This window comes from Armatimonadota bacterium (assembly GCA_023511795.1).
Classification (GTDB): domain Bacteria; phylum Armatimonadota; class UBA5829; order DTJY01; family DTJY01; genus JAIMAU01.
This window is the reverse complement of record JAIMAU010000001.1, coordinates 589,913-610,228: the sequence shown is the minus strand read 5'-3', so window position 1 is coordinate 610,228 and position 20,316 is coordinate 589,913. Positions and strand designations below refer to the sequence as shown.

The following is a 20,316-nucleotide window of genomic DNA, read 5'->3' as shown; positions in this document are numbered from 1 at the left end:
GCAATGATAAGATCGCTGTGGACCGCCGCAACCGGCATGGCAGCACAACAGCTAAACATTGATGTAATCTCAAACAATCTGGCTAACGTAAACACACCAGGATTTAAAAAGAGCCGGGTTGATTTCCAAGATCTTCTTTATCAGACGCTTAGGACTGCAGGCACAACGGAAGCCCAAGGATCAATGGTTCCTACAGGCATCCAAGTTGGCCTTGGCACAAGACCAGCTGCGATTACCAGAATATTCTCGCAGGGTGATTTCCAGCAGACCAACAATCCGCTAGATCTTGTGATTGAAGGTGATGGATTTTTCCAAGTACTGCTTCCCAATGGAACCACTGCCTATACTCGGGATGGCACATTCAAGCTAGACTCGCAAGGTCGCATAGTCACAGCAGATGGGTATCCTCTCGACCCAGAAATTACAATCCCAGCCGAAGCAACAAGCATCAGCATTGGTTCAGATGGAACAGTATCTGTCACAATGGCTGGCCAAACTACCCCTCAGGAGCTGGGGCAGATACAGATAGCTAAATTCATCAATCCAGCAGGTCTGAATAACCTTGGCCGCAATCTTTTGGCACCAACAGCCGCTTCGGGCGAACCGATAGTAGACACACCTGGTCTCAATGGGCTTGGAACAATTGCCCATGGGTTTGTTGAGATGTCCAACGTAAAGGTTGTCGAGGAAATGGTCAACATGATTGTCGCTCAACGTGCCTACGAGGTCAATTCCAAGGCTATCCAAACAGCAGATGACATGCTGAGCATCGCAAACAATTTGAGGCGGTAACGATAAATGTCCAAGCAAATTACCAAATATGTGCTAATTTTGGGGTTAATGTTGGCCATCGTTCCAGCAATCGCAACGCCGCAACTAACCATACAAGTCAGACCTTCCTGTGAAGTGGAAAGCCAAACCATCACTCTCGGGGACATTGCAACAATAAAAGTGGATGACCAAGCATTTGCTGAAAAAGCAAAGAAAACCGTTATATGTTGCTCACCACTCCCTGGCAAGTCTCGAGAACTGACACGCTCACAGATTACTACCGCTCTTCGACGGGTTGGCCTTTGGAGTAACTCAATTGTGTTTCTTTGCCCTGATTTGGTTAGCATAAAAAGGCGGGCGTTACTCGTTACTGGTGAAATGCTTTTTGATGCTGTTCGGGAATACGTATCTAAAAAGGAAGATTTGCCTGGCGTTGCATCAGCAGAAATCGTTCGATTGCCAACTGACCAGGAAGTCCCAATCGGCAAACTTGAACTAAGAGTCAAATCCTCAAATAAACAACTAAAAGGTCGCGTGAATGTTCCCATCGAGATAGTAATTGATGGCAGAACTTACCGGACGGTCTACGTCCCAGCTCTAATCAAAGTTATCGCACAAGTGCCGGTAGCGACAAAAACCATCGCAAAAGATGAAGAGTTAGATGCGTCAAATATCTCGCTTGAAGAACGAGACATAACCAACCTTCCAAATGACATTATAATTGGCAAGCCAGAAGCAGGATGGAGTGCATGTGTGCCAATTCCACAGGGTTCGGTACTTCGTCGAGGATGGATAGCATCCCCTCCAGTAATTAAATCAGGCGACGCAGTGATTGTTTTTGTAAACAACGGAGCAGTCAGTGTGAGCGACAAAGGCGTTGCTGTGCAAGAAGGCCGCATTGGCGACCGCATTAAAGTTAGATTGTTTAGAGACTCCCAAGAAGTCCGCGGGACAGTAACCGCACCTGGGATTATCGAGATTTCACTTGACAGGAGGACGTAGCAATGTTACTCAGAAGATTCGCATTTTTAAGTATTGTTTTGCTTATAGCTACAATCACATCTCTCTGTGCTGATTCACTATGGCAGCCAACGGAGAAAAGCCTCTTTGCTGATTTAAGGCCAAGCAAGGTTGGCGATTTAATTACAGTATTAATCGTTGAACAGTCCGCCGCTTCACAAAAAGCTGGACAAAGCTTTGACAAGAGCCTTGAGCATGACAATGCAGCAGGCATTGGTCCATTTCTGAAATTGGTTCCCGAGCTTGGCTATACTTCATCACAGAATAGCTCGACGTCCGGCGAAAGCGTGGTAAGCAACAAGTTCGAGACCCGACTTGCTGCTACCGTAACAAATGTTCAAAAGAACGGCAATCTCGAAATTAAAGCCGAGCGATCGCTCAACATGAATGGTGATAAACAAACCATAATTCTGACGGGGATTGTTCGGCCTCAAGACATCAGGTCTGATAACACAGTACTTTCAACTAATTTGGCTGATGTTAGGATTGAAACCATTGGCAAAGGCCCGGTAGGTAACCGTACAAAAGAAGGTTTTATTAGCAAGATACTGAGGTTTTTATTCTAGACCGGCTTACGACCTTGTTGATGGAGGAAGCATTATGAATCGCACTATGGCTAAGATATGCTTTGCTTTTTTGATTATCTTGACGCTAGAAATGGCAATAGCCGAGCAAACTGTGAAGATTAAGGATATTGCCCGAATTGAAGGAGCCAGAAGCAATCAGCTCTTCGGCTACGGGCTAGTAGTAGGTCTTGATGGTTCTGGCGACACCCAGCAAACACTTTTCACTGCCCAGTCTGTAGCCAATATGCTTCAAAAATTTGGCATTAGTGTGCCGCCAGATAAGATGAAAGTGAAGAATGTAGCTGCTGTCATGGTTACAGCTGACCTTCCGCCCTTTGTTCGCCCAGGAAGCAAAATTGACGTAACAGTTTCCTCATTAGGAGATGCCCGCACGCTCCAAGGCGGCACATTACTACAGACTCCACTTCAAGCAGCCAATGGTTTAGTTTATGCAGTTGCCCAAGGCCCAGTTTCAGTCGGTGGGTTCACCGCAGGTGGAGGCGGCACCAGCATAACGAAAAACCACACTACCGTAGGGCGCATTCCCGGCGGAGCAATCATCGAGCAGGCGGTCCCAACGACGCTTGTTGATGACGGCTGTATCAATATATTGCTGAACAACCCCGACTTCACCACAGCAGTCCGTATCGCTGAAGCAGTAAGCAACAAGCTTGGGGCAGGCACGGCTACAGCTTTGGACGCAGCAACAGTCCAGGTTAAAGCAGGAGAACAAGATGTGATAAGAACAATTGCCGACGTTGGTGAGCTTTCGGTTGTCGAAGCTGAGGTGGCAAAAGTCATTGTAAATGAACGCACCGGAACAGTCATCATTGGCGGTGGAGTCAAGTTGTCGCCAGTTGCTATATCACATGGCAATTTAAGCATTGAGATAAAGACAGAAAAGCAAGTTTCTCAACCCGGTCCATTCGCCAAGAAAGGCGAAACAGCAGTTGTTGAGCAAACTACGGTTGATGTAAAGGAAGAACGCGGATATTTGATCAATCTCCAGCCAGGCTCAACTTTAAGGCAACTTGTGCAAGCATTGAACGAACTTAAGGTAACACCCAGAGATATTGTAGCTATTCTTCAGGCTCTCAAGCAGGCAGGTGCACTTCATGCAGAGCTTGAGATTATATAACCAATTTGCAAAGCGAGGCCATTCTCATGCGCGTTAACAACCTACCAATAAGTAAGTCAAATACATCAGCAGTCGTAAGCAACGAGCAGAAGTTGAGGAAAGCATGTAAGGAGTTTGAATCCGTTCTTATCCACCAACTCCTGACAATAATGCGCCAGTCAATTCCTAAAACCGATTTGTTTGGCGACAGGCGCGAAGAAGAACTTTTCAATAGCATGCTTGACGAGGAAATAGCCAAGCAGATTTCTCTTACAAACCCTCTGGGCATAGCAGACATGCTATATACCCAGCTATCGAAAACTCATAATAACAAGGACTAAGCAAGGGTTGGATAAAACCTAGGTGGGTCTTAATTTACTAGGCAATCGCTTGCAATATTAAAAAACGCTAAAGTTTTGGTGAAAAGAGTCGAAACATATCTTGGAAAAGAGTAACTAAATTGGCAACCCCAAAGGGTGTGTACGATGCATATTTCAAACAGTCAAATCCATAAAGTTCTCGAATTGCATACGCATAAAGTCAATACAATTAGGCCAATATCCGAGGTTGTTCCTTCGTCGCATCCAGATAAGCTAATCCTTTCAAAACAGGCAACAGAAATGCAGAAAATTAAGCAAGTTATTGCAAAACTGCCAAGTGTTCGCGATGACGTCATAGCTGATATCAAAAGCAGAATTCAATTTGGCAAATATGCAGTGAATGAGGATGAGCTTGCACGTCGAATACTGACTGACATATTCCAAGGCAGAATAAAGTAAGTGGGAGAATTAACATGGACTCGGAACGCCTGAGGGATGAATTGATTGCAACAGCAGAGCAAAAGCTTGAGAAACTACATGAATTGATAAATCTTTCAAAAGAACAACAATCTATTCTCAAGGATGGCATGCACGAGAAACTTGCTGAGAACGTGCGCAAGCATGATTCCGTTTTGCTCAACTTGGACAAACTGGCTCGGCGAGAAAAAGCCATTACAAATCTTCTTGCTCAGGAAAAAGCGAGATATGACGATAAGAGACTTAGCGCAATTCGTCATGAAACAGCCGAAGTAGCTCAAAGGCTTCAATCATTAGTCGCCGCTAACACCGAACTACTCAGAAATTCTATAGTATACACACGATTCTCACTTGAGCTGCTTTCAAAACTCATTACTGAGCAGCGCGCAGCTAACGAGGGTGAGTGGAACGGAGCGCTCTTGCTAGATAAGAAGGTTTAACTGGAGGTAAAAATTGTCGTTTTCTGGGCTTGATATAGCCGTTAGTGCTCTTCGCGCTCAACAATATGCACTGAATGTGACGGGGCACAACATTGCCAATGCCAACACTGAAGGCTATCGGCGTCAGGAACCAATTTTTGTCACCAACAATCCTGCACAAGGTTCGTATGCCCTCGGTGGAGGTATCATTCCACAATTCGGCACAGGCGTCGTTATCCAAACAATCAGGCGCGCTCAAACGGACTATTTAGATGGGCTAATCCGGCGTGCTACTGACCAACTTGGCATGTGGCAATCAAGGAATGAAGCCTTGGGGCAGATAGAATCAATTTTCGGTGAGCCAGGAAGCATGGGGCTTTCGGGAGTGCTTGATCAATTTTGGAATTCTTGGGAAGAACTAGCCTCCAGTCCCGACAGTCTGCCAGCGCGCTCTGCTGTAGTGGACGCAGGCGTTGCATTGGCCGACCGTATGCGAAAGCTTTATGGCGACTTGCTCAGCCTTCAAAAACACACAGACCAGACCATTGCAGACTGCGTTGCACAGGTAAATACGTTAGCCCAAGAGATAGCGAAAATTAACAACGAAATCACTGGTGTGGTGAGCGCCGGCAATAGCCCAAACGACCTGCTTGACCGACGAGCTTTGCTGATTGAAGAGCTCTCAAAATTCGTGCGTGTCGAAGTACATGGGCTCAATGGCTCTGAACTAATGCTTTCAATAGGTGGCAAAAACCTGGTGCAAGGTACACATGTTAACGAGATATCAGTCGTTCAGGGCACCGGAGCATGGTCGGACATAGTTTGGAGTAATGACAATTCGCAAGTTTTGATAAATGGCGGCCAGATAAAAGGCCTACTATATGTTCGAGACACAACAATCCAGGAGTGCATTGATTCGCTGAATACTATTGCTAGTGGATTGATAGAAGCAGTAAACGCAATATATTCTGAAGGGCGCTTACCTAATGGCAATCCCGCAGGCAACTTTTTCGCTTCCGGCCGCAATGCATCCAACATTGAGGTAGAGTGGTCTCTGATTTCTGACCCAAGAATGGTTGCAACAGGCACAAGCGGAACCATTGCTGACAATTCTATTGCCCTAAATATCTCGGACCTCCGCAACCAGCCAGTTATCGATGGGAAAACAGTTGGAGATGCCTACAACAGCCTAATCGCCCGCATCGGCGCGAATGCACGAGAAGCAAAAACCCAACACAGCGTCCAAGAGCTTTCCACCCATCAATTAAAGCTGCAAAGGTCATCCATGTCAGGCGTATCAATCGACGAAGAAATGGTGAACATGATCAAATACCAACAGGCTTATAATGCCGCTGCACGAATCATCAGCGTTATGGACGAAATGCTTGATACCATAATAAGGCAAATGGGGATTAGCGGGAGGTAAGTACCATGCGACTCACACTTGGGATGGTAGCTGAAACAGTGCGAATGAATCTCATGACAAACTCCGAGGCTCTTCTAAAAGCACAGGATAGAGCTTCCTCAGGAAAGCGCATAAGGCTGCCATCAGACGATGTTGTGGGAACCGGACGAGCACTGGGATTGCGATCATCCATTGCTTCGATTGAGCAGTATACAAGAAATACCGACATCGCACGAAATAGACTATCGATAACATGCAGTGCTCTCGACTCGATAGTTTCAGCTATCCGCACCGTGAGGTCGCTAGCTATGACATCAGCAAACGCAAGTATAACCGACGAAGCAAAAATGGCAGTAGCGGCACAGCTGGACCACGTTTCATCCGAAATTGCTGATTTAGCAAACACACAATGCTTAGGCAAATACATTTTTGCAGGAAGCTTAAGTGACAAGACGCCGATAATCAGTAATCCAGCAGGTCAGCCGCCATATATATATCAAGGAAATAGCAATCAGCTTTTTATCCGAGTTGGTCCTGGCATATCAATCCCCGCTGGTGTGACGGGAGATATGGTGCTAAATATGGGCAGCATTGCAGTTCCAAGCTCGCCCGATATATTTGAAACAATACGTTTGCTTAAAGAAGAAGTACTCGCCGGAGACTGCAAAGCAATTTCCGCAAGGATAGCCGACATCGATGCACTTCTTGATAATGCAATAGCAGTAAGGTCAAAAGTGGGTGCAAGCTTGAGTAGGCTCGAAGCGACAAATGAAGCACTGCTTAATTCTAAAGTAACTATGTCGGAACTGTTATCGAAAACTGAGGATGCGGATCTTGCAGAAGCGATTGTAGATCTTCGTACCCGGGAGAACGTTTATCAGGCAGCAATTGCAACTGCTGGCAGAATAATGAATCTTACGCTGGCAGATTTCCTTAAGTAGCTTGCTGAGGAAGGAGTATTAATACATGAAAATTGAAACAACGAGATTCGGAACTGTGGAAGTTTCCAAGGATTCTATTGTAAACATGCCAGATGGAATGCTTGGCTTCCCGGCATGCACGCGGTATGTATTATTGCATGACCGAACCGATACGCCATTCAAATGGCTTCAGGCAGTGGATGACCCTGCTGTGGCATTCATTGTAATCAATCCAACTGACTTCTTTCCCGATTACGAAATAGTTCTTAATGATGACCAAGTAGCATCACTAGACCTCAAGGAGGCAACTGAGGCTGTAATGCTAACCACTGTAACGGTTGACAGGGAAAATGGCAGAATTACAACCAACCTACTTGGGCCAATAGTAATCAATGCTCGCACGCTTCATGCACGCCAAATAGTTCTTGATGATGAGCGATATGGAACAAAACATGTAATCGGCGAAATTCCAAAGGAAGAGAGCTCTAATTGCCTGGCCAAAGCAGCCTAAAAGTTATTTATTAAGCTAGATAAATATCACAAATATTTGCTCAATTATGGAATAAGAACTTGGAAGTAACATCCGTAATAGTACTTGCAAAGATAAAAAGCAAAAATCAGCAATTTAACTTGGAGACGCAAAACATTGCTTTCGAAAGGAGAGTGATGCGTATGTGCAGTTTGGGCGCAACATGACCCATGAGTGTGCGCCCATGAGAAAATCCGATTCCGATAATAGCAACGTGCTGATAGCCGGCGGTCGGAATCGGCTGCACTACTCAGCCGGCTAAAATGAAGCAGGATGCTCCAAAGTCCAAAGGACAAAAACTTCAAGGAGGAGGATAGAACATGTCTTTACGGATCAACCTGAATGCAGCAGCGCTCAATGCGCACCGTCAGTTGCAGGGCACTGACTCTGCATTAGCTGCGTCAATCGAACGGTTGTCATCTGGTTTTAGAATCAACCGAGCAGCAGATGACCCAGCAGGACTGGCAATTTCTGAAAACCTGCGCAGCCAGATTAGTGGTCTCGGCCAGGCAATAGCAAACTCAAGCGATGCAGTCAATATGATAAAGACAGCTGAGGGTGCTCTGGCCGAAGTCCAGAACCTGCTTCGCACAATGCGCAACCTGGCACTGCACGCGGCAAACGAAGGTGCAAACGATGAAACCGCTTTGCAAGCAGACCAGACGCAGATTGATTCTGCGATATCAGCTCTTAACCGAATTTCTGCGAACACGCAGTTCGGCACGAAGAAGCTGTTGGATGGCACTGCTAGCGGTTTAGTTTTCCAGGTAGGTGCAAACGCCAACCAGACGACAACCATAAGCATTGAAAACGTCTCTGCAGAAGCTCTGGGTGTAGCTTCAATAGATGTTACTACTGACGCTCAGGGCGCTATCTCACTACTTGATACCGCAATAAACACGGTATCTACAATGAGAGCCCAGTTAGGTGCGGCACAAAAGGACCTCGAGTCCAACATAGCGTCCCTTGGCGTAGCGAAGGAAAACATCGCCGCATCCGAAAGCTCGATCAGAGACAGCGACATGGCAGCAGAAATGGTAGCGTTTACACGCAACCAGATTCTACTGCAGGCTGGCGTTGCAATGCTTACGCAGGCGAACGCAGCGCCACAAGCGCTACTGGCACTAATCAGGTAGCGCCTAAAGCTCACCAAATAACAACGTGGCCGCCATGAGGCGGCCACGCCACTACACGATAAAGTTAGCATTGGTACTTCCACTAATTCTTAAACAATTGGAGCTGGAGAATGCCAGGGACAGCGTCAATAAATGGCATAATATCAGGGTTAAAAACGGACGAGATTATTGCAAAACTTATTGAGATTGAACGAATACCTATAAAACGACTGGAAGCGCAAAGAGCGACCCTGAACTCAAAACTTGCCGCATGGCAGGAAGCGAATACACGTATACTCGCTCTTAAAACAAAAGCCGATTCTTTAGCCCTTAGCTCAACCTTTGACGCAAAGAGCCTCATCTCAAGCGATGAAGATATAATTCGCGGCTCTGCTTCCTCCTCAGCACAAACAGGAACCTATTATCTTAAGGTTAATACTCTTGCCCGCGCACATCAGCTTAAAACCGAAGGATTTGCAGATACGACTACAACTAGTGTTGGGACAGGAACAATTACCATAGCCGTAGGAACAAGCGCTCCAGTTCAAATCACAATTGATGAAACAAATAACACCCTTGCTGGAATACGCAATGCCATCAATAATTCAAATGCGGGCGTGACTGCTAGCATTATAAACGATGGTTCAGAAACTAACCCTTATCGTCTGGTAATAACCAGCAACAAAACTGGCACGGTCGGCGCAATTACCCTCAATGTTACCGGGACTTTGCCAACTTTCACTGACTTGCAGTCAGCGCAAGATGCTAGTTTAACACTTGGTGACGGCGCCGGTTCGGAGATCACCGTTTACAAAAGTAGCAATACCATCACAGACCTCATTCCAGGTGTGACCCTTAACTTGCAAAAGGCCGACCCAACAAAGGCCATCACAATTACAATAGAAAACAATACAAACGCTGTGAAACAATCCATCAAGGACTTTGTTGACCAATACAACAACCTGATGGATTATATTAACCAGCAATTTAAATACAATATTGAGACCAATTCTGGCGGGGCACTCTTCTCGGATTCATCTTTGCAACTAATCCAGTCGGACCTTGCAACAAGAGTAGGTAAACCTATTGAAGGATTGAGCCAATCTGTAAAATTGCTCTCACAGATAGGAATAACATCCACAACCAGCGACAATAAGCTTTTGATTGATGAGACTAAATTGGATGAAGCCCTAAAAAACAATTTAGACACCATCAAGCGCCTTTTTGCCGCTGTTGGGTATACAACTAATGGAGCAATATCATACGTCTCGTCCACCGAAAAGACAAAAATATCAGGCACCAACGGATATGAAATTGTCGTCACAGCTGTGGCAACGCAATCACGGATAACTGCTGGCGTTGCTCAAATCGGCGTCCTCACACAAGATGAAGAAATCACCATTAACAATACTATCATAAAGCTCACAACCGGTATGAGTGCTGAACAGGTAGTCGCAAAAATTAACGAGTACTCCTCCCAAACTGGCGTCATTGCGTCAAGGACTGACATCAACGGCCAAGGGACAGGAGATTACCTTACACTCACCAGGGTTGGATATGGTAACCTTTCGATCAATGCCGTTTCGAACCTCTCTAATACCCAGCCGGGGCAGATAACATCTGGCTTGGGTAATGTATTGGTCACTCAGGATGACTACGATGGCGAGGCAGGAACTGGAACAGGTGCTGCCGGCACAGATGTTGCGGGCACAATCAACGGCGAACCAGCGACTGGAAATGGGCAATACCTAACTGGTAATGTAGGCAACGAAAACACCGAAGGATTAAAGATTAAAATTACCGCGACTACCCCAGGAAACTATGGGGTTATCTACTTTACAAAAGGAGTCGGGGCAATTTTGTCCGACTACCTAAGCTTTATCACATCGGCAGATACTGGAGCAATAGACGCTGCTCAAGACACAATTAATTCTCAGATAAAGGATATAAACGATTACATCGCTGAATTAGAAAAGAGAATAGCAGCAAAAGAAGAGCAACTTGTGGCTAAATTCACGGCTATGGAGAATGCTCTCAACAAACTGCAATCGCAGGGGCAATTTCTTGCAGGCCAGCTAGCACAAATAGCAAACGGCTGGAAATAAACTTTATAGGAGCAAAGAGGCAGGATGCCATGTCAGTAAACAGTCCATACTCGCAATATGTAGAAAACCAATTCAAAACCGCATCCCCTGGCAAACTACTCCTCATGGCTTACGATGCGGCTATCAGATTTGCCAAAACGGCAGCTGAAAAGATGAAAGAAGGTAAGCTGGACCAGCAAAGCGAGAATATACGTAAAGTGCAAAATATCGTTCTAGAACTTATTTCAAGCCTTGATATGAATGTTGACCGCCAGCTTGCCGAAAACCTTTATAGCCTATATTCCTATATATTCGACCGTCTCACGCATGCCAATATAAAAGACGACCAAAGGGCTTTGGAAGAAGTAATCCAAATTCTTTCTGAACTTAGGCAAACTTGGGCAGAAGCCGAATTGCTTGCACGCTCTGGCCAGTCTAAACTAGAGGCAAAGGCAGCATGACCACCGCAGACGCTATTCAAGAAGCAATTCAAATCGGAATTAAGTTCGACCGGCATTTGCAACGAGCGTGCGATTTGTCTTTGCAACTCATGGTGAAAATTAGCAATTCAGATATTGGCTCTGTTGCGAGCATACTTGAAGAAAGAGCCCAGGCATGTGAAGAAATCAAGCGGTGTTCAAATCAACTGCAATCAATCGCCAAACGACTGCCAACTCGGAGCCAAGACGGTATCAACAAGCATCCCCATTTGGAGCAAATAATAGAGCAGGTATCCACTGGTCTAAAATCGCTGATGGAGAAGCAAGCTGCCTGTGAAGATGCTTTACACGCACTGCTTGGCGAATACAGAAAAAACCTGGCAAGGCTGAGACAACACCGCAGTCTCATTAAAACATACGAAAAGCAACCCCAAATGCAAAGTTCACGCTTTCTAGATAATATACTTTAGGAAAATATTGCTCATTTTCTAGCGATTACTGAAAGCTGTTTGTCAAACTCTGCGATTAATTCAGCGAGAACTTTCCTCCGTTGCTCAACTTCTGCAATCATTCGTTCGGTTTCTGACCTCAATTGCTCTATCAAGAAGACAGTGGATTCTTCGAGCGCTCGCAGGTTATCGGTTATGAGTGCTTCGCGTTGACGCTGGACAGCAACTGTTCGCATAATTGCAGCTACAAGAACGCACCCAGAACACAAGATTATGGCAGCCACCAAACAAAATGTGAACCAACCTTCGTTCATATACTTCTTATACCCTCACATCAAGAACATGGTGTTCAATCTCTGTTTCGGACACATTGGATTGTTCGGATTCCTGCTCTACTGAAAATTGGTTTCTTGTATGTTCTTCGTTTTTCTTGCCTCTCCTGAGTTCTTTAGACAATTTTGGACGTGATACTTGTCCGTCGACTTGAGCCGCCGCGTGAGCTGCAAATGGATCATGAACCTGTCCATGTAAACGTTCCCTGACCGGTTCCCCACGCTTTAATTCAACCTGTTGAGCCGCCAAGTTTGAAGTATCTGACGCACGAACATCCACCTTGAACACCTCCACGTTATGCCGCGGCAACAAGCAAATCAGCATACCTTGCCAATTTCCCTTGCAGCCTTACAACCGCTTTGGAATGCAATTGGCAGACTCTTGATTCAGTGACGCCTAGGACTTTTGCAATCTCTTTTAGCGTCAACCCGTCATTATAGTATAAGCTAATTACAAGCTTTTCTTTTTCGGGAAGGTCGGTAATTGCCTTAGCAAGTAGCTTGCTTCGTTCATTCAACTCGGCAGCCAAAATGGGGTCGTCCGAGGGGTCGTTTAAGGAATAGATACCACTTTCGCCAAAATTCTCTTCTCTAAAAGATAAGAGCTCTTCAAACGAGAGAAGCGCCGACTGAGCTATATCCGCAAGTCGTTCATTCAGAGCATCAACAGTTATTCCAAGTGATGAAGCGACCTCTTGATCAGTTGCTGGGCGGCCAAGTTCTGCTTCTAAGCGTGCGAACGTTTGTCTAAGCTCTTGCTCCAGTGAACGAATGGTTCTAGGCATCCAATCAAGACTTTTGATCGCATCAAGTACGGCCCCTCTAATTCGAGTTACGGCATAGGTTTCAAATTTGACGTCCCTAGAGGGGTCGAACTTCTCTACAGCATCGATAAGCCCAACGACGGCATGCCCAAGCAAGTCGTCGTAATCCATAACCGCACTTGGCCGAACAGTCATACGGTCAACAACATACTTTGCCAGATACGCATAGTTTAGAATCAATTGCTCTCGCGCATCTAAATCCCTACCCTGCTTGTATCGTTTCCACAGAAGGTCTGTCTTTGGCAAGTTCGCAAACCTCCACAAAGTCTATCTAGGTTTCATTCCTGTTTCTTTCGTTGGTGTTTTCAGAGCAGGCTACTGCGTTAAAAAGCTTGCTTAATACACCTAGAATAATTTTGAGCGCCACAAAAGCCAGCACGCCCTTAACTGCGGTGACAAGAATAGGCTCACCTCGTATTAGCAGGACCCCTATGACTATCATGAAACCTGCAAGCGATATCAGCAGGCACACCAACTGATAAAATCCATCCATAGTTCTTCAGTCCTATGCTGCCTTATCATCCAGCTGGTTATCTTCCGTCCGTGCGCCAGAAAGAAAATCAGCAAGCAAAGCCCTTGATTCTGAATCAATCTTGGTAAATTTTATACCTATTTGCTGTTCCTGAGCTGAAGTTTCTTTTCCATTCCCTACCCAGACAACTTCACCGGTTGCTCCGATAATTGTCGAGTTGGAAAGAACAATCCAAATATCGAGGATATCACCTGTGTTGAAACTCTCACCTGACAAAGCCACCAACCGCAAGCCACCCGTGCTCATATCCAGAGTGTATCCTCTCTCAAATGAATGTTTGTTTGAGCGTCTGTAGGAAACTTCCACACGCTGCCTTACGCGAACAAAACTACGGCGCGAATCAAGCATCTCTGATTGCTTTTTGAAGACATAACGGACAATTCGGTCGCGCTCTGCCGAATCTATTTCTGTAAACTTAATGCCAATTGTCTGACCGCTGAGTATTGAAAAATAACCCTGCGTTGAACGGACGACCTGTCCAACCGCACTAATAGGTTCCTCTCCGGGCAAAAAGAGTTCTATCTCCAAGAGATCTCCAACCTCTAGTCCACAATGTCTTACAGTCAACTGGACCCCGCCGCCGCTCAAGTCGTTCGTTATTCCATTGAACCAAGGCCCACCACCCTTAGGACCCGAAAGTGGCCTATAACGTATAGGAAGCTTCTGCAGCACCCTAACATACTCTCTTCGTTGAACTGTGCCTATCGCCTTGAAATTCGACAAGACAACAAGTGGGATTCGGTTTGTTTCCATGCGAACAACGACGGCAGAGAATTGTTGCAGTCCATGAACTGCAAACAAGCTAACCGTGACCTCACGTCCTGTCGGTAACATCCTTACTCGGTTCTGCTCCACAGGGGCGCCAACAAACAGCTCCTGCCCTCGAATATCTTCAACACGACTTAGATATGCGCGTCCATAGACTTTCAATTGAATTCTGTCGTTGACCCTCACGAGGGAAAAGATATTCACCCTGTCTTCAGTTTTCTTGCGCCAAAACACTTGCTACCTCACTTTACTGCATAAGAACTTTCATTCGCCAGGCTCACCATTCCCTGTGTTTCAAGTTTGGTACCTGGACTTAGCTCATTGAACGACAAAACAGCTAGCGTTGGAGCCATTCGTTCAATAAGCCGCCTAAAGTGAATCCTCACCTTAGGCGAGCAGAGAATGACAGGTTGATATCCTAACGCTGCCATTCGCTCTGCTTGGTTCCGAGTCTCTTCAAGAATTCGCTGGGCAATTCGCGGCTCTAGAACCAATTGGTAACCCGTATCCGTCTGACGAATACCTTCTGCAAGTATCTGTTCGACAGCCGGGTCAAGGGTAATTACATGAATACAACCTTCTGGCGACTGATATTGTTTGCTAATTTGCCTGCAAAGAGCCTGGCGCACATACTCAGTCAACAAATCGGCATCTTTTGTAAGCCGTGCACCATCGGCTAGCGCTTCTAAAATGACACCCAGATCTCGGATTGAGACCCGCTCTGATAGCAAGTTTTGGAGGACTTTCTGGATGTCACCGATGCTCAGAAGATTTGGAACAAGTTCTTCAACAACTGCAGGCGACTTCTCCTTAACAGTGTCTATTAGCGTTTGCGTGTCTTGTCGCGTCAAAATTTCCGCCGCATGTTTCTTAATAAGTTCACTTAGGTGTGTAATCATAACGGTTAGTGGATCAACAACCGTATAGCCGGCCATCTCAGCTTCTGTCTGTTGGAGTTCGGAGATCCAAATCGCTGGAAGTCCGAAGGCTGGTTCAACAGTTTCTATACCATGGAGCTCAGCAGTCGCCGTCCCAGGGTTCATCGCTAACAACTGGCCGGAATATACTTCGCCTGTGCCAATCTCGATACCGCGAAGCTTAACTGAGTAGGCGTTCGGTTTAAGCTGCATATTATCTCTAACTCTAATTGCAGGAACAAGAAGACCAAGTTCGAGCGCTGCCTGCCTTCGTACTGCAGTGATTCTATCTAGGAGGTCGCCACCTTGCTTTGGATCAGCTAGTGGTATTAAACCATATCCTAGCTCAACCTCAATAGGATCAACCGCAAGCAAATCTGTCATGGATTCAGGGGGCCTTGGAGTTATGATTTCCTTCTGCTCCTCAGTGCGAGGTTGCGCTTGCCCCTTGATTAAGAATGCCAAACCAATTCCAAATAAACCAGCAAGAATAAATGGCATTTTTGGAAGCCCCGGAATTAATGCGAGTATTGCACATATTGCTGATGTAATCCAAACTGCTTTTGGCTGGCCAAGCATTTGTGAAGTTAATTCGCTACCCAGATTGCTTTCTGATGATACCTTTGTAACCATTAAGCCTGTCGCGGTCGACACTAGCAAAGAGGGTATTTGCGTAACAAGACCCACACCAATTGTCAATAGCGTATAGTTTTGGAGAGCGGTTATAAAGTTCATATGCCGTTGAAGTACGCCAATCATGACTCCGCCAAGGATGTTGATTATTATCATGACAACTGCGGCAAGAGCATCCCCCCGAACGAACTTGCTTGCACCATCCATGGCACCATAAAAGTCAGCCTCTCGTGCGACTGCTTTTCGGCGAGCTTGAGCTTCCTCTTCATCAATAATGCCGGCATTGAGGTCCGCATCAATAGCCATTTGCTTTCCTGGCATTGCATCTAGCGTAAACCTTGCAGCAACTTCAGCAACTCGACCTGTGCCGTTGGTTATGACTATGAATTGGATAATTACAATAATAATAAAAATAACAACACCGACAACGTAGTTACCGCCGACAACAACCGTACCAAATGCCGAAATGAGTGCCCCGGCAGAACCGCTAAGCAGTACTAGTCTTGCGGCTGAAATGTTGAGGGCAAGACGGAAAAGCGTAGTAACCAAAAGCATAGACGGAAAAGAAGCAAACTCAAGCGGCTGTGGAGTATAGATTGTTGCCAGCAAAACGGTCATCGCCATTGCAATGTTTAGTGTTAGTAAGACGTCGAGCAACCACGCAGGAATTGGCATTATCAGCATTCCCACGACGATGACAGCAGTGAAAGCAACAAGATAATCGCTGTATTTGGTTATTGTTTGAAGCCCTAATGGCTTCCGAGGTGCTATAACTGTTGCCATAATTAGTCCTTTTCCGCCCTCATCTTATCATCCTAAATTGCGCTATTGCTTGGGAGAACGAAAACACATTAGGCAGCCGCGTGCCTGTTATCAGTTCTCTCGCTCATTCTGTATACATAAGCTAGAATCTCAGCAACTGCTTGATACAAGCTTTCGGGTATCTGTTGACCGACTTCGACAGTCTTATATAGCAACCTTGCGACCGGCGGGTTTTCAATTATTGGAACGCAATGTGCTTCGGCGATGGCCTTGATCTTCTCAGCAATGAGCCGTTGGCCCTTGGCAACAACGGTTGGCGCAGCCATCTCAGCCGAGTCGTATCTTAACGCCACTGCCAGGTGAACTGGGTTGGTAATCACTACATCTGCCCTCGCAACATCAAGGAACATTCGTCCGCGAGCTATCTCCCTTTGGCGCTGTCTAATCCTTGCCTTTATGTAAGGGTCTCCTTCCGAACGCCGGTACTCATCCTTAACCTCTTGTTTGGTCATCTTCATGCTTTGTTCGAATTGAAAGCGCTGATATATAAAATCGAAAACTGCCATTGCCAACATAACAATCCATGCTCGCAAAACAAGCTGCCAGCAGAGGCTCCCTACTAGAAGAAAACCGCTGACAAGAGGCATACCCGCCAAATTTACGAGCAAGAAATATTGGTTTTTTAAAGAAGCATAAACAACCCAAGCAACAATGCCTACTTTAGCCACTAGCTTTATGATTTCTACACCACAGCGCCATGAAAACAACCTTGCAATCCCCTGCACCAGATTGAGCCTATTCAAATCGGGATTTAGCACCTTTGGTGTAACTTTTAGGCCGACTTGCATCACATTAGACGCTATGCCTACTGCACCTAACCCAATCGCCAAAGGAAGACAGATAAGCGCTCCGCGAACTCCATATGACGCTAAATATGTTCCAATATTGCTCATAGTTATTTCGCGAGAATGCAAGTGAGAAAATGCATCCGTGGCAATTGCCATCAATCCTCTTAGCATATATGGCCCGGCAACTTTCAGGAGGAGAATCCCAGCAAGCAGGACAACAACAGAATTGACGTCCATGCTTTTGGCAACTTTGCCCTCTTGCCTTGCTTCCTCCCGCCTTCGCGGGGTTGCAGGTTCGGTCCTGTCTTGTGAAGCCATTCCTAAATTCTCCTAGCTGTGCCTATTGACCAACAAACAGGCGAAGAATACTCCCCGTCTGACTGTATATATCACCAAATAATCCCTGAGCAGAAGCCATTATGATCGGCAAAGCAACAAGAATGCCAACGAGGCCAACCCCAATCTTCAAGGGGAAACCCACTATGAGCACATTCATCTGGGGAACAGCCCGAGCAATTAGCGCCAACGATATATCAGCAAGAAAAACAGCGCTAAGGACTGGCATGGCAATACGAATCGCAACCATAAATAAATGGACAAACAAATCCATAACTCCATTAGCCACAGCCGAATTTATGACTAATTGGCCAATTGGAACCAGACTGAAGCTATCTGCAAGGCCTTGAATCATCACATGGTGGGCGTTAGTCACAAAAAACAAAAGGCCAGCAATCAAATAATGAAGTCTTGCTACCACGGCAGTATGCGTTCCATTGACCGGGTCAACCATGCTTGCAAAACTAAATCCCGACTGCATATCTATGAATTCACCTGCTATTTGAACAGTCGTTAGTACCAACGTAGCTACGAATCCGATTACTAATCCAACCAATGTCTCTTTCCCAATTAGCAACGCCATTTGAAGGGCATCGGATGCTAGCACTCCATTAAGCCGGTAGAGAGGCATGAATACAATTGCAAGTCCCACCGCCATTGCAACACGTATCTGTAAAGGCACCTGATTTGAGCCAAACAGTGGCGTTATGGCAAATATCCCCGCTGTGCGCGAGAGAATCAATACAAATGTTTCAAGCCTCTCCAAGCTAAACGATGCTAGGTCCATCTATCTCACCATCGTTGGTATGCTTTGAAACAAAACAGTAGTGAAATCTACAACCTGCCGCACCATCCACGGCCCACAAGCAGTCAAGGCCGCTGCAACTGCCAGAATTTTTGGTATAAATGTTATTGTCATTTCATGTATTTGTGTGGCAGCCTGGAAAATGCTTACTACCAAGCCCACTACCAATCCAGCACCCAAAATTGGCGCAGATATGGCAACCGCCAAAGTCAATGCATGTTGTGCAATACTCAGAACGTTTGAATCAGTCATAGTCTACACCTCAGTGAAAGCTCATTGTGAGCGATTGAGCGATTAAGTGCCAACCATCTACAAGCACAAAAAGCAAAATTTTAAAAGGAAGCGAGATCACCACGGGCGGAAGCATCATCATGCCCATAGACATCAGGGTTACTGCAATAACCATGTCTATTACCAAGAATGGGATGAAGATCATGAATCCAATGCTGAAAGCCTTATATAGTTCGCTAATTAAAAATGCAGGAATAAGCACGTACATTGGCACATCAGATTCACTATTCGGCTGCTCAATACGCGCAAGATTTACGAAAAGCGCGATATCTTTCTCTCTTACCTGAGCGAACATGAAATCCCTTATTGGCGAGGACGCGCGGTCAAGTGCCTCATCGAAGCTTATTTCCCTATGCAGGTACGGCTGGAGTGCCGCGTCGTTTATATTAATAAATATCGGCGCCATAGTAAAAAAGGTAAGGAAAAGCGCTAATCCAATCAGTACCGAATTTGGCGGCACCTGAGCAGTACCAAGCGCACTCCTAGTGAATGAGAGAACGATTACGATTCTTGTAAACGATGTCAGCATGATTAGCATTGCCGGCGCAAGCGACAGAACCGTAAGGATTAGAAGGATTTGCAGGCTCACAGAAACATCTTGGGGACTGTTTGCCGCCTCGATGCCAATATTTAGCTTTGGAATTACGGGCTCTGCCGCTGCGGTACCGAAAAAGCCAAACAGCGCATACCCTGCCGTCAAAATCCTAGCCCTCATCATTCACACCTCTACCTGACGCTCTGGCAAAGACATGACTACGCTCGCGCAGATATGCCGTGCAGTCCCGCAAGAGGCCAGCAATCCTCCCAGCAGGACCATGTCGCGCTTCTTCCTTCGAGTATTTCTCAAGATACTCCATAAAAAGACCGTTAGATTGAGACAACCCTTCTTCAGATACGTCCCCCAGATCACATAGAAGACTCACTTGGCCTCCACCGCACCCTATTAAAAGGCTTTTCCCTCTTACATTAACAATGTGCAGAGTACTATTTGCTGAAAGTTTAGCTGATGCAACCATCTTTAAATCATGGTTGTTAGGCAACAGGTTTCTTCGCGATGAAACCCATTTCAATAGCAAAATTGTAAAATATGCAAGCCCTAAAACTATAGAGAGCTTGAGTACCATGGAGAGAACAACAGCAATGGTAGATGTCTCCTTCTTGGCAGGCTCTCGATTAGTTCTTTGGTAATTTGAAAGGAGTGCTATCTTATCTGGGCGCTTCTTTTCAATAACATACGGTGAAGGCTCTGCCCTTTTCGAAGTTTGCGAGTCATTTATTTGCACAACCACACTTGCTGGGTACAGTGGCGCACGCCGAACAGGCTTGCTTCGCCTGCCTTCTTCTTTTGCTTTTCGAGGTTCGGTTACCTCGCTGACAGAAACTGCTGGTGTAGCTTTTTTATCTTCTGGAATTATTGGGATGATGACCGGCGTTTCCTGAGATGATTTATCCAATGAATCCAAGTTATCTGAGGTCGCATTATCTGCCTGGGCATCAATTGCTGTCGTCAATGCCGCTCCGCTATCATTTATTCCTTGGCTTTCTGCCGCACCTGCAGAAAGCACACGTCCACAAGAACATGCAGCCATCAGCACATATAACAGGCACTTTACAACAAGCAGAGTTTTCATCCTAA

25 protein-coding genes are annotated in these 20,316 nt (G+C 45.9%); 14 read left to right on the top strand and 11 right to left on the bottom strand.

What is annotated here, in order from left to right; genetic code table 11:
* Nucleotides 1-3: 3 nt before the first annotated feature.
* The 14 genes from flgG (at nt 4) to K6T99_02585 (ending at nt 11,653) form a co-directional block, all read left to right on the top strand.
* Nucleotides 4-792, top strand: a complete 789-nt coding sequence (gene flgG, locus K6T99_02650) for a flagellar basal-body rod protein FlgG (GenBank protein ID MCL6518710.1) — start codon at nt 4-6, stop codon at nt 790-792.
* Between the two features lie 6 nt (nt 793-798).
* The gene (gene flgA / locus K6T99_02645) at nt 799-1,773 is read left to right on the top strand and encodes a flagellar basal body P-ring formation chaperone FlgA (GenBank protein ID MCL6518709.1); all 975 of its coding nucleotides are present in this window, start codon (nt 799-801) and stop codon (nt 1,771-1,773) included.
* A gap of 2 nt (nt 1,774-1,775) precedes the next feature.
* On the top strand, nt 1,776-2,357 hold the full coding sequence (locus tag K6T99_02640) for a flagellar basal body L-ring protein FlgH (GenBank protein ID MCL6518708.1): 582 nt from the start codon (nt 1,776-1,778) through the stop codon (nt 2,355-2,357).
* 34 nt (nt 2,358-2,391) lie between these two features.
* Complete coding sequence (locus K6T99_02635; protein MCL6518707.1) at nt 2,392-3,495, top strand: flagellar basal body P-ring protein FlgI; 1,104 nt, start codon at nt 2,392-2,394, stop codon at nt 3,493-3,495.
* 26 nt (nt 3,496-3,521) lie between these two features.
* Nucleotides 3,522-3,815 carry a rod-binding protein gene (locus K6T99_02630; GenBank protein ID MCL6518706.1) on the top strand — a complete coding sequence of 98 codons (294 nt, stop codon included), beginning with the start codon at nt 3,522-3,524 and terminating at the stop codon, nt 3,813-3,815.
* Nucleotides 3,816-3,959: 144 nt separating this feature from the next.
* On the top strand, nt 3,960-4,253 hold the full coding sequence (locus tag K6T99_02625; protein ID MCL6518705.1) for a flagellar biosynthesis anti-sigma factor FlgM: 294 nt from the start codon (nt 3,960-3,962) through the stop codon (nt 4,251-4,253).
* Nucleotides 4,254-4,267: 14 nt separating this feature from the next.
* Nucleotides 4,268-4,711 carry a flagellar protein FlgN gene (locus K6T99_02620; GenBank protein MCL6518704.1) on the top strand — a complete coding sequence of 148 codons (444 nt, stop codon included), beginning with the start codon at nt 4,268-4,270 and terminating at the stop codon, nt 4,709-4,711.
* Nucleotides 4,712-4,724: 13 nt separating this feature from the next.
* The gene (flgK, locus tag K6T99_02615; protein ID MCL6518703.1) at nt 4,725-6,116 is read left to right on the top strand and encodes a flagellar hook-associated protein FlgK; all 1,392 of its coding nucleotides are present in this window, start codon (nt 4,725-4,727) and stop codon (nt 6,114-6,116) included.
* A gap of 5 nt (nt 6,117-6,121) precedes the next feature.
* Entirely contained in the window at nt 6,122-7,036 is a 915-nt protein-coding gene (gene flgL / locus K6T99_02610) for a flagellar hook-associated protein FlgL (protein MCL6518702.1), read from the top strand.
* A 25-nt stretch (nt 7,037-7,061) separates the two neighbouring features.
* Entirely contained in the window at nt 7,062-7,526 is a 465-nt protein-coding gene (locus K6T99_02605) for a flagellar assembly protein FliW (protein ID MCL6518701.1), read from the top strand.
* Between the two features lie 338 nt (nt 7,527-7,864).
* The gene (locus tag K6T99_02600; GenBank protein ID MCL6518700.1) at nt 7,865-8,680 is read left to right on the top strand and encodes a flagellin FliC; all 816 of its coding nucleotides are present in this window, start codon (nt 7,865-7,867) and stop codon (nt 8,678-8,680) included.
* Nucleotides 8,681-8,790: 110 nt separating this feature from the next.
* A complete protein-coding gene (gene fliD, locus K6T99_02595; protein MCL6518699.1) occupies nt 8,791-10,764 on the top strand; it encodes a flagellar filament capping protein FliD in 1,974 nt (657 codons plus the stop codon).
* Nucleotides 10,765-10,793: 29 nt separating this feature from the next.
* Nucleotides 10,794-11,204 (top strand): flagellar export chaperone FliS, encoded by a 411-nt coding sequence (gene fliS / locus K6T99_02590; GenBank protein MCL6518698.1) that lies wholly within the window; start codon nt 10,794-10,796, stop codon nt 11,202-11,204.
* Entirely contained in the window at nt 11,201-11,653 is a 453-nt protein-coding gene (locus tag K6T99_02585) for a hypothetical protein (protein ID MCL6518697.1), read from the top strand. Before fliS ends, K6T99_02585 begins: the two co-directional genes overlap by 4 nt.
* A gap of 11 nt (nt 11,654-11,664) precedes the next feature.
* Here the strand turns inward: K6T99_02585 and K6T99_02580 are convergent, their stop codons facing one another.
* From K6T99_02580 to K6T99_02530, 11 genes are all read right to left on the bottom strand, one after another.
* Nucleotides 11,665-11,946 carry a hypothetical protein gene (locus K6T99_02580; GenBank protein MCL6518696.1) on the bottom strand — a complete coding sequence of 94 codons (282 nt, stop codon included), beginning with the start codon at nt 11,944-11,946 and terminating at the stop codon, nt 11,665-11,667.
* A 7-nt stretch (nt 11,947-11,953) separates the two neighbouring features.
* Nucleotides 11,954-12,244 (bottom strand): hypothetical protein, encoded by a 291-nt coding sequence (locus K6T99_02575; protein ID MCL6518695.1) that lies wholly within the window; start codon nt 12,242-12,244, stop codon nt 11,954-11,956.
* A 16-nt stretch (nt 12,245-12,260) separates the two neighbouring features.
* A complete protein-coding gene (locus tag K6T99_02570; protein MCL6518694.1) occupies nt 12,261-13,052 on the bottom strand; it encodes a FliA/WhiG family RNA polymerase sigma factor in 792 nt (263 codons plus the stop codon).
* Between the two features lie 7 nt (nt 13,053-13,059).
* Nucleotides 13,060-13,281: a hypothetical protein gene (locus tag K6T99_02565; protein MCL6518693.1), complete on the bottom strand. Its 222-nt coding sequence runs from the start codon at nt 13,279-13,281 to the stop codon at nt 13,060-13,062.
* Between the two features lie 12 nt (nt 13,282-13,293).
* Nucleotides 13,294-14,322, bottom strand: coding sequence for a flagellar brake protein (locus tag K6T99_02560; GenBank protein ID MCL6518692.1), 1,029 nt, complete (start codon nt 14,320-14,322; stop codon nt 13,294-13,296).
* 8 nt (nt 14,323-14,330) lie between these two features.
* Nucleotides 14,331-16,421, bottom strand: a complete 2,091-nt coding sequence (gene flhA, locus K6T99_02555; protein MCL6518691.1) for a flagellar biosynthesis protein FlhA — start codon at nt 16,419-16,421, stop codon at nt 14,331-14,333.
* A gap of 68 nt (nt 16,422-16,489) precedes the next feature.
* On the bottom strand, nt 16,490-17,566 hold the full coding sequence (flhB, locus tag K6T99_02550; GenBank protein ID MCL6518690.1) for a flagellar biosynthesis protein FlhB: 1,077 nt from the start codon (nt 17,564-17,566) through the stop codon (nt 16,490-16,492).
* A 22-nt stretch (nt 17,567-17,588) separates the two neighbouring features.
* Nucleotides 17,589-18,371 (bottom strand): flagellar type III secretion system protein FliR, encoded by a 783-nt coding sequence (fliR, locus tag K6T99_02545; protein MCL6518689.1) that lies wholly within the window; start codon nt 18,369-18,371, stop codon nt 17,589-17,591.
* Nucleotides 18,372-18,641 carry a flagellar biosynthesis protein FliQ gene (gene fliQ / locus K6T99_02540; protein ID MCL6518688.1) on the bottom strand — a complete coding sequence of 90 codons (270 nt, stop codon included), beginning with the start codon at nt 18,639-18,641 and terminating at the stop codon, nt 18,372-18,374.
* 10 nt (nt 18,642-18,651) lie between these two features.
* Nucleotides 18,652-19,398 (bottom strand): flagellar type III secretion system pore protein FliP, encoded by a 747-nt coding sequence (gene fliP / locus K6T99_02535; protein ID MCL6518687.1) that lies wholly within the window; start codon nt 19,396-19,398, stop codon nt 18,652-18,654.
* On the bottom strand, nt 19,385-20,311 hold the full coding sequence (locus K6T99_02530) for a flagellar biosynthetic protein FliO (GenBank protein ID MCL6518686.1): 927 nt from the start codon (nt 20,309-20,311) through the stop codon (nt 19,385-19,387). Before K6T99_02530 ends, fliP begins: the two co-directional genes overlap by 14 nt.
* Between the last annotated feature and the right edge of the window lie 5 nt (nt 20,312-20,316).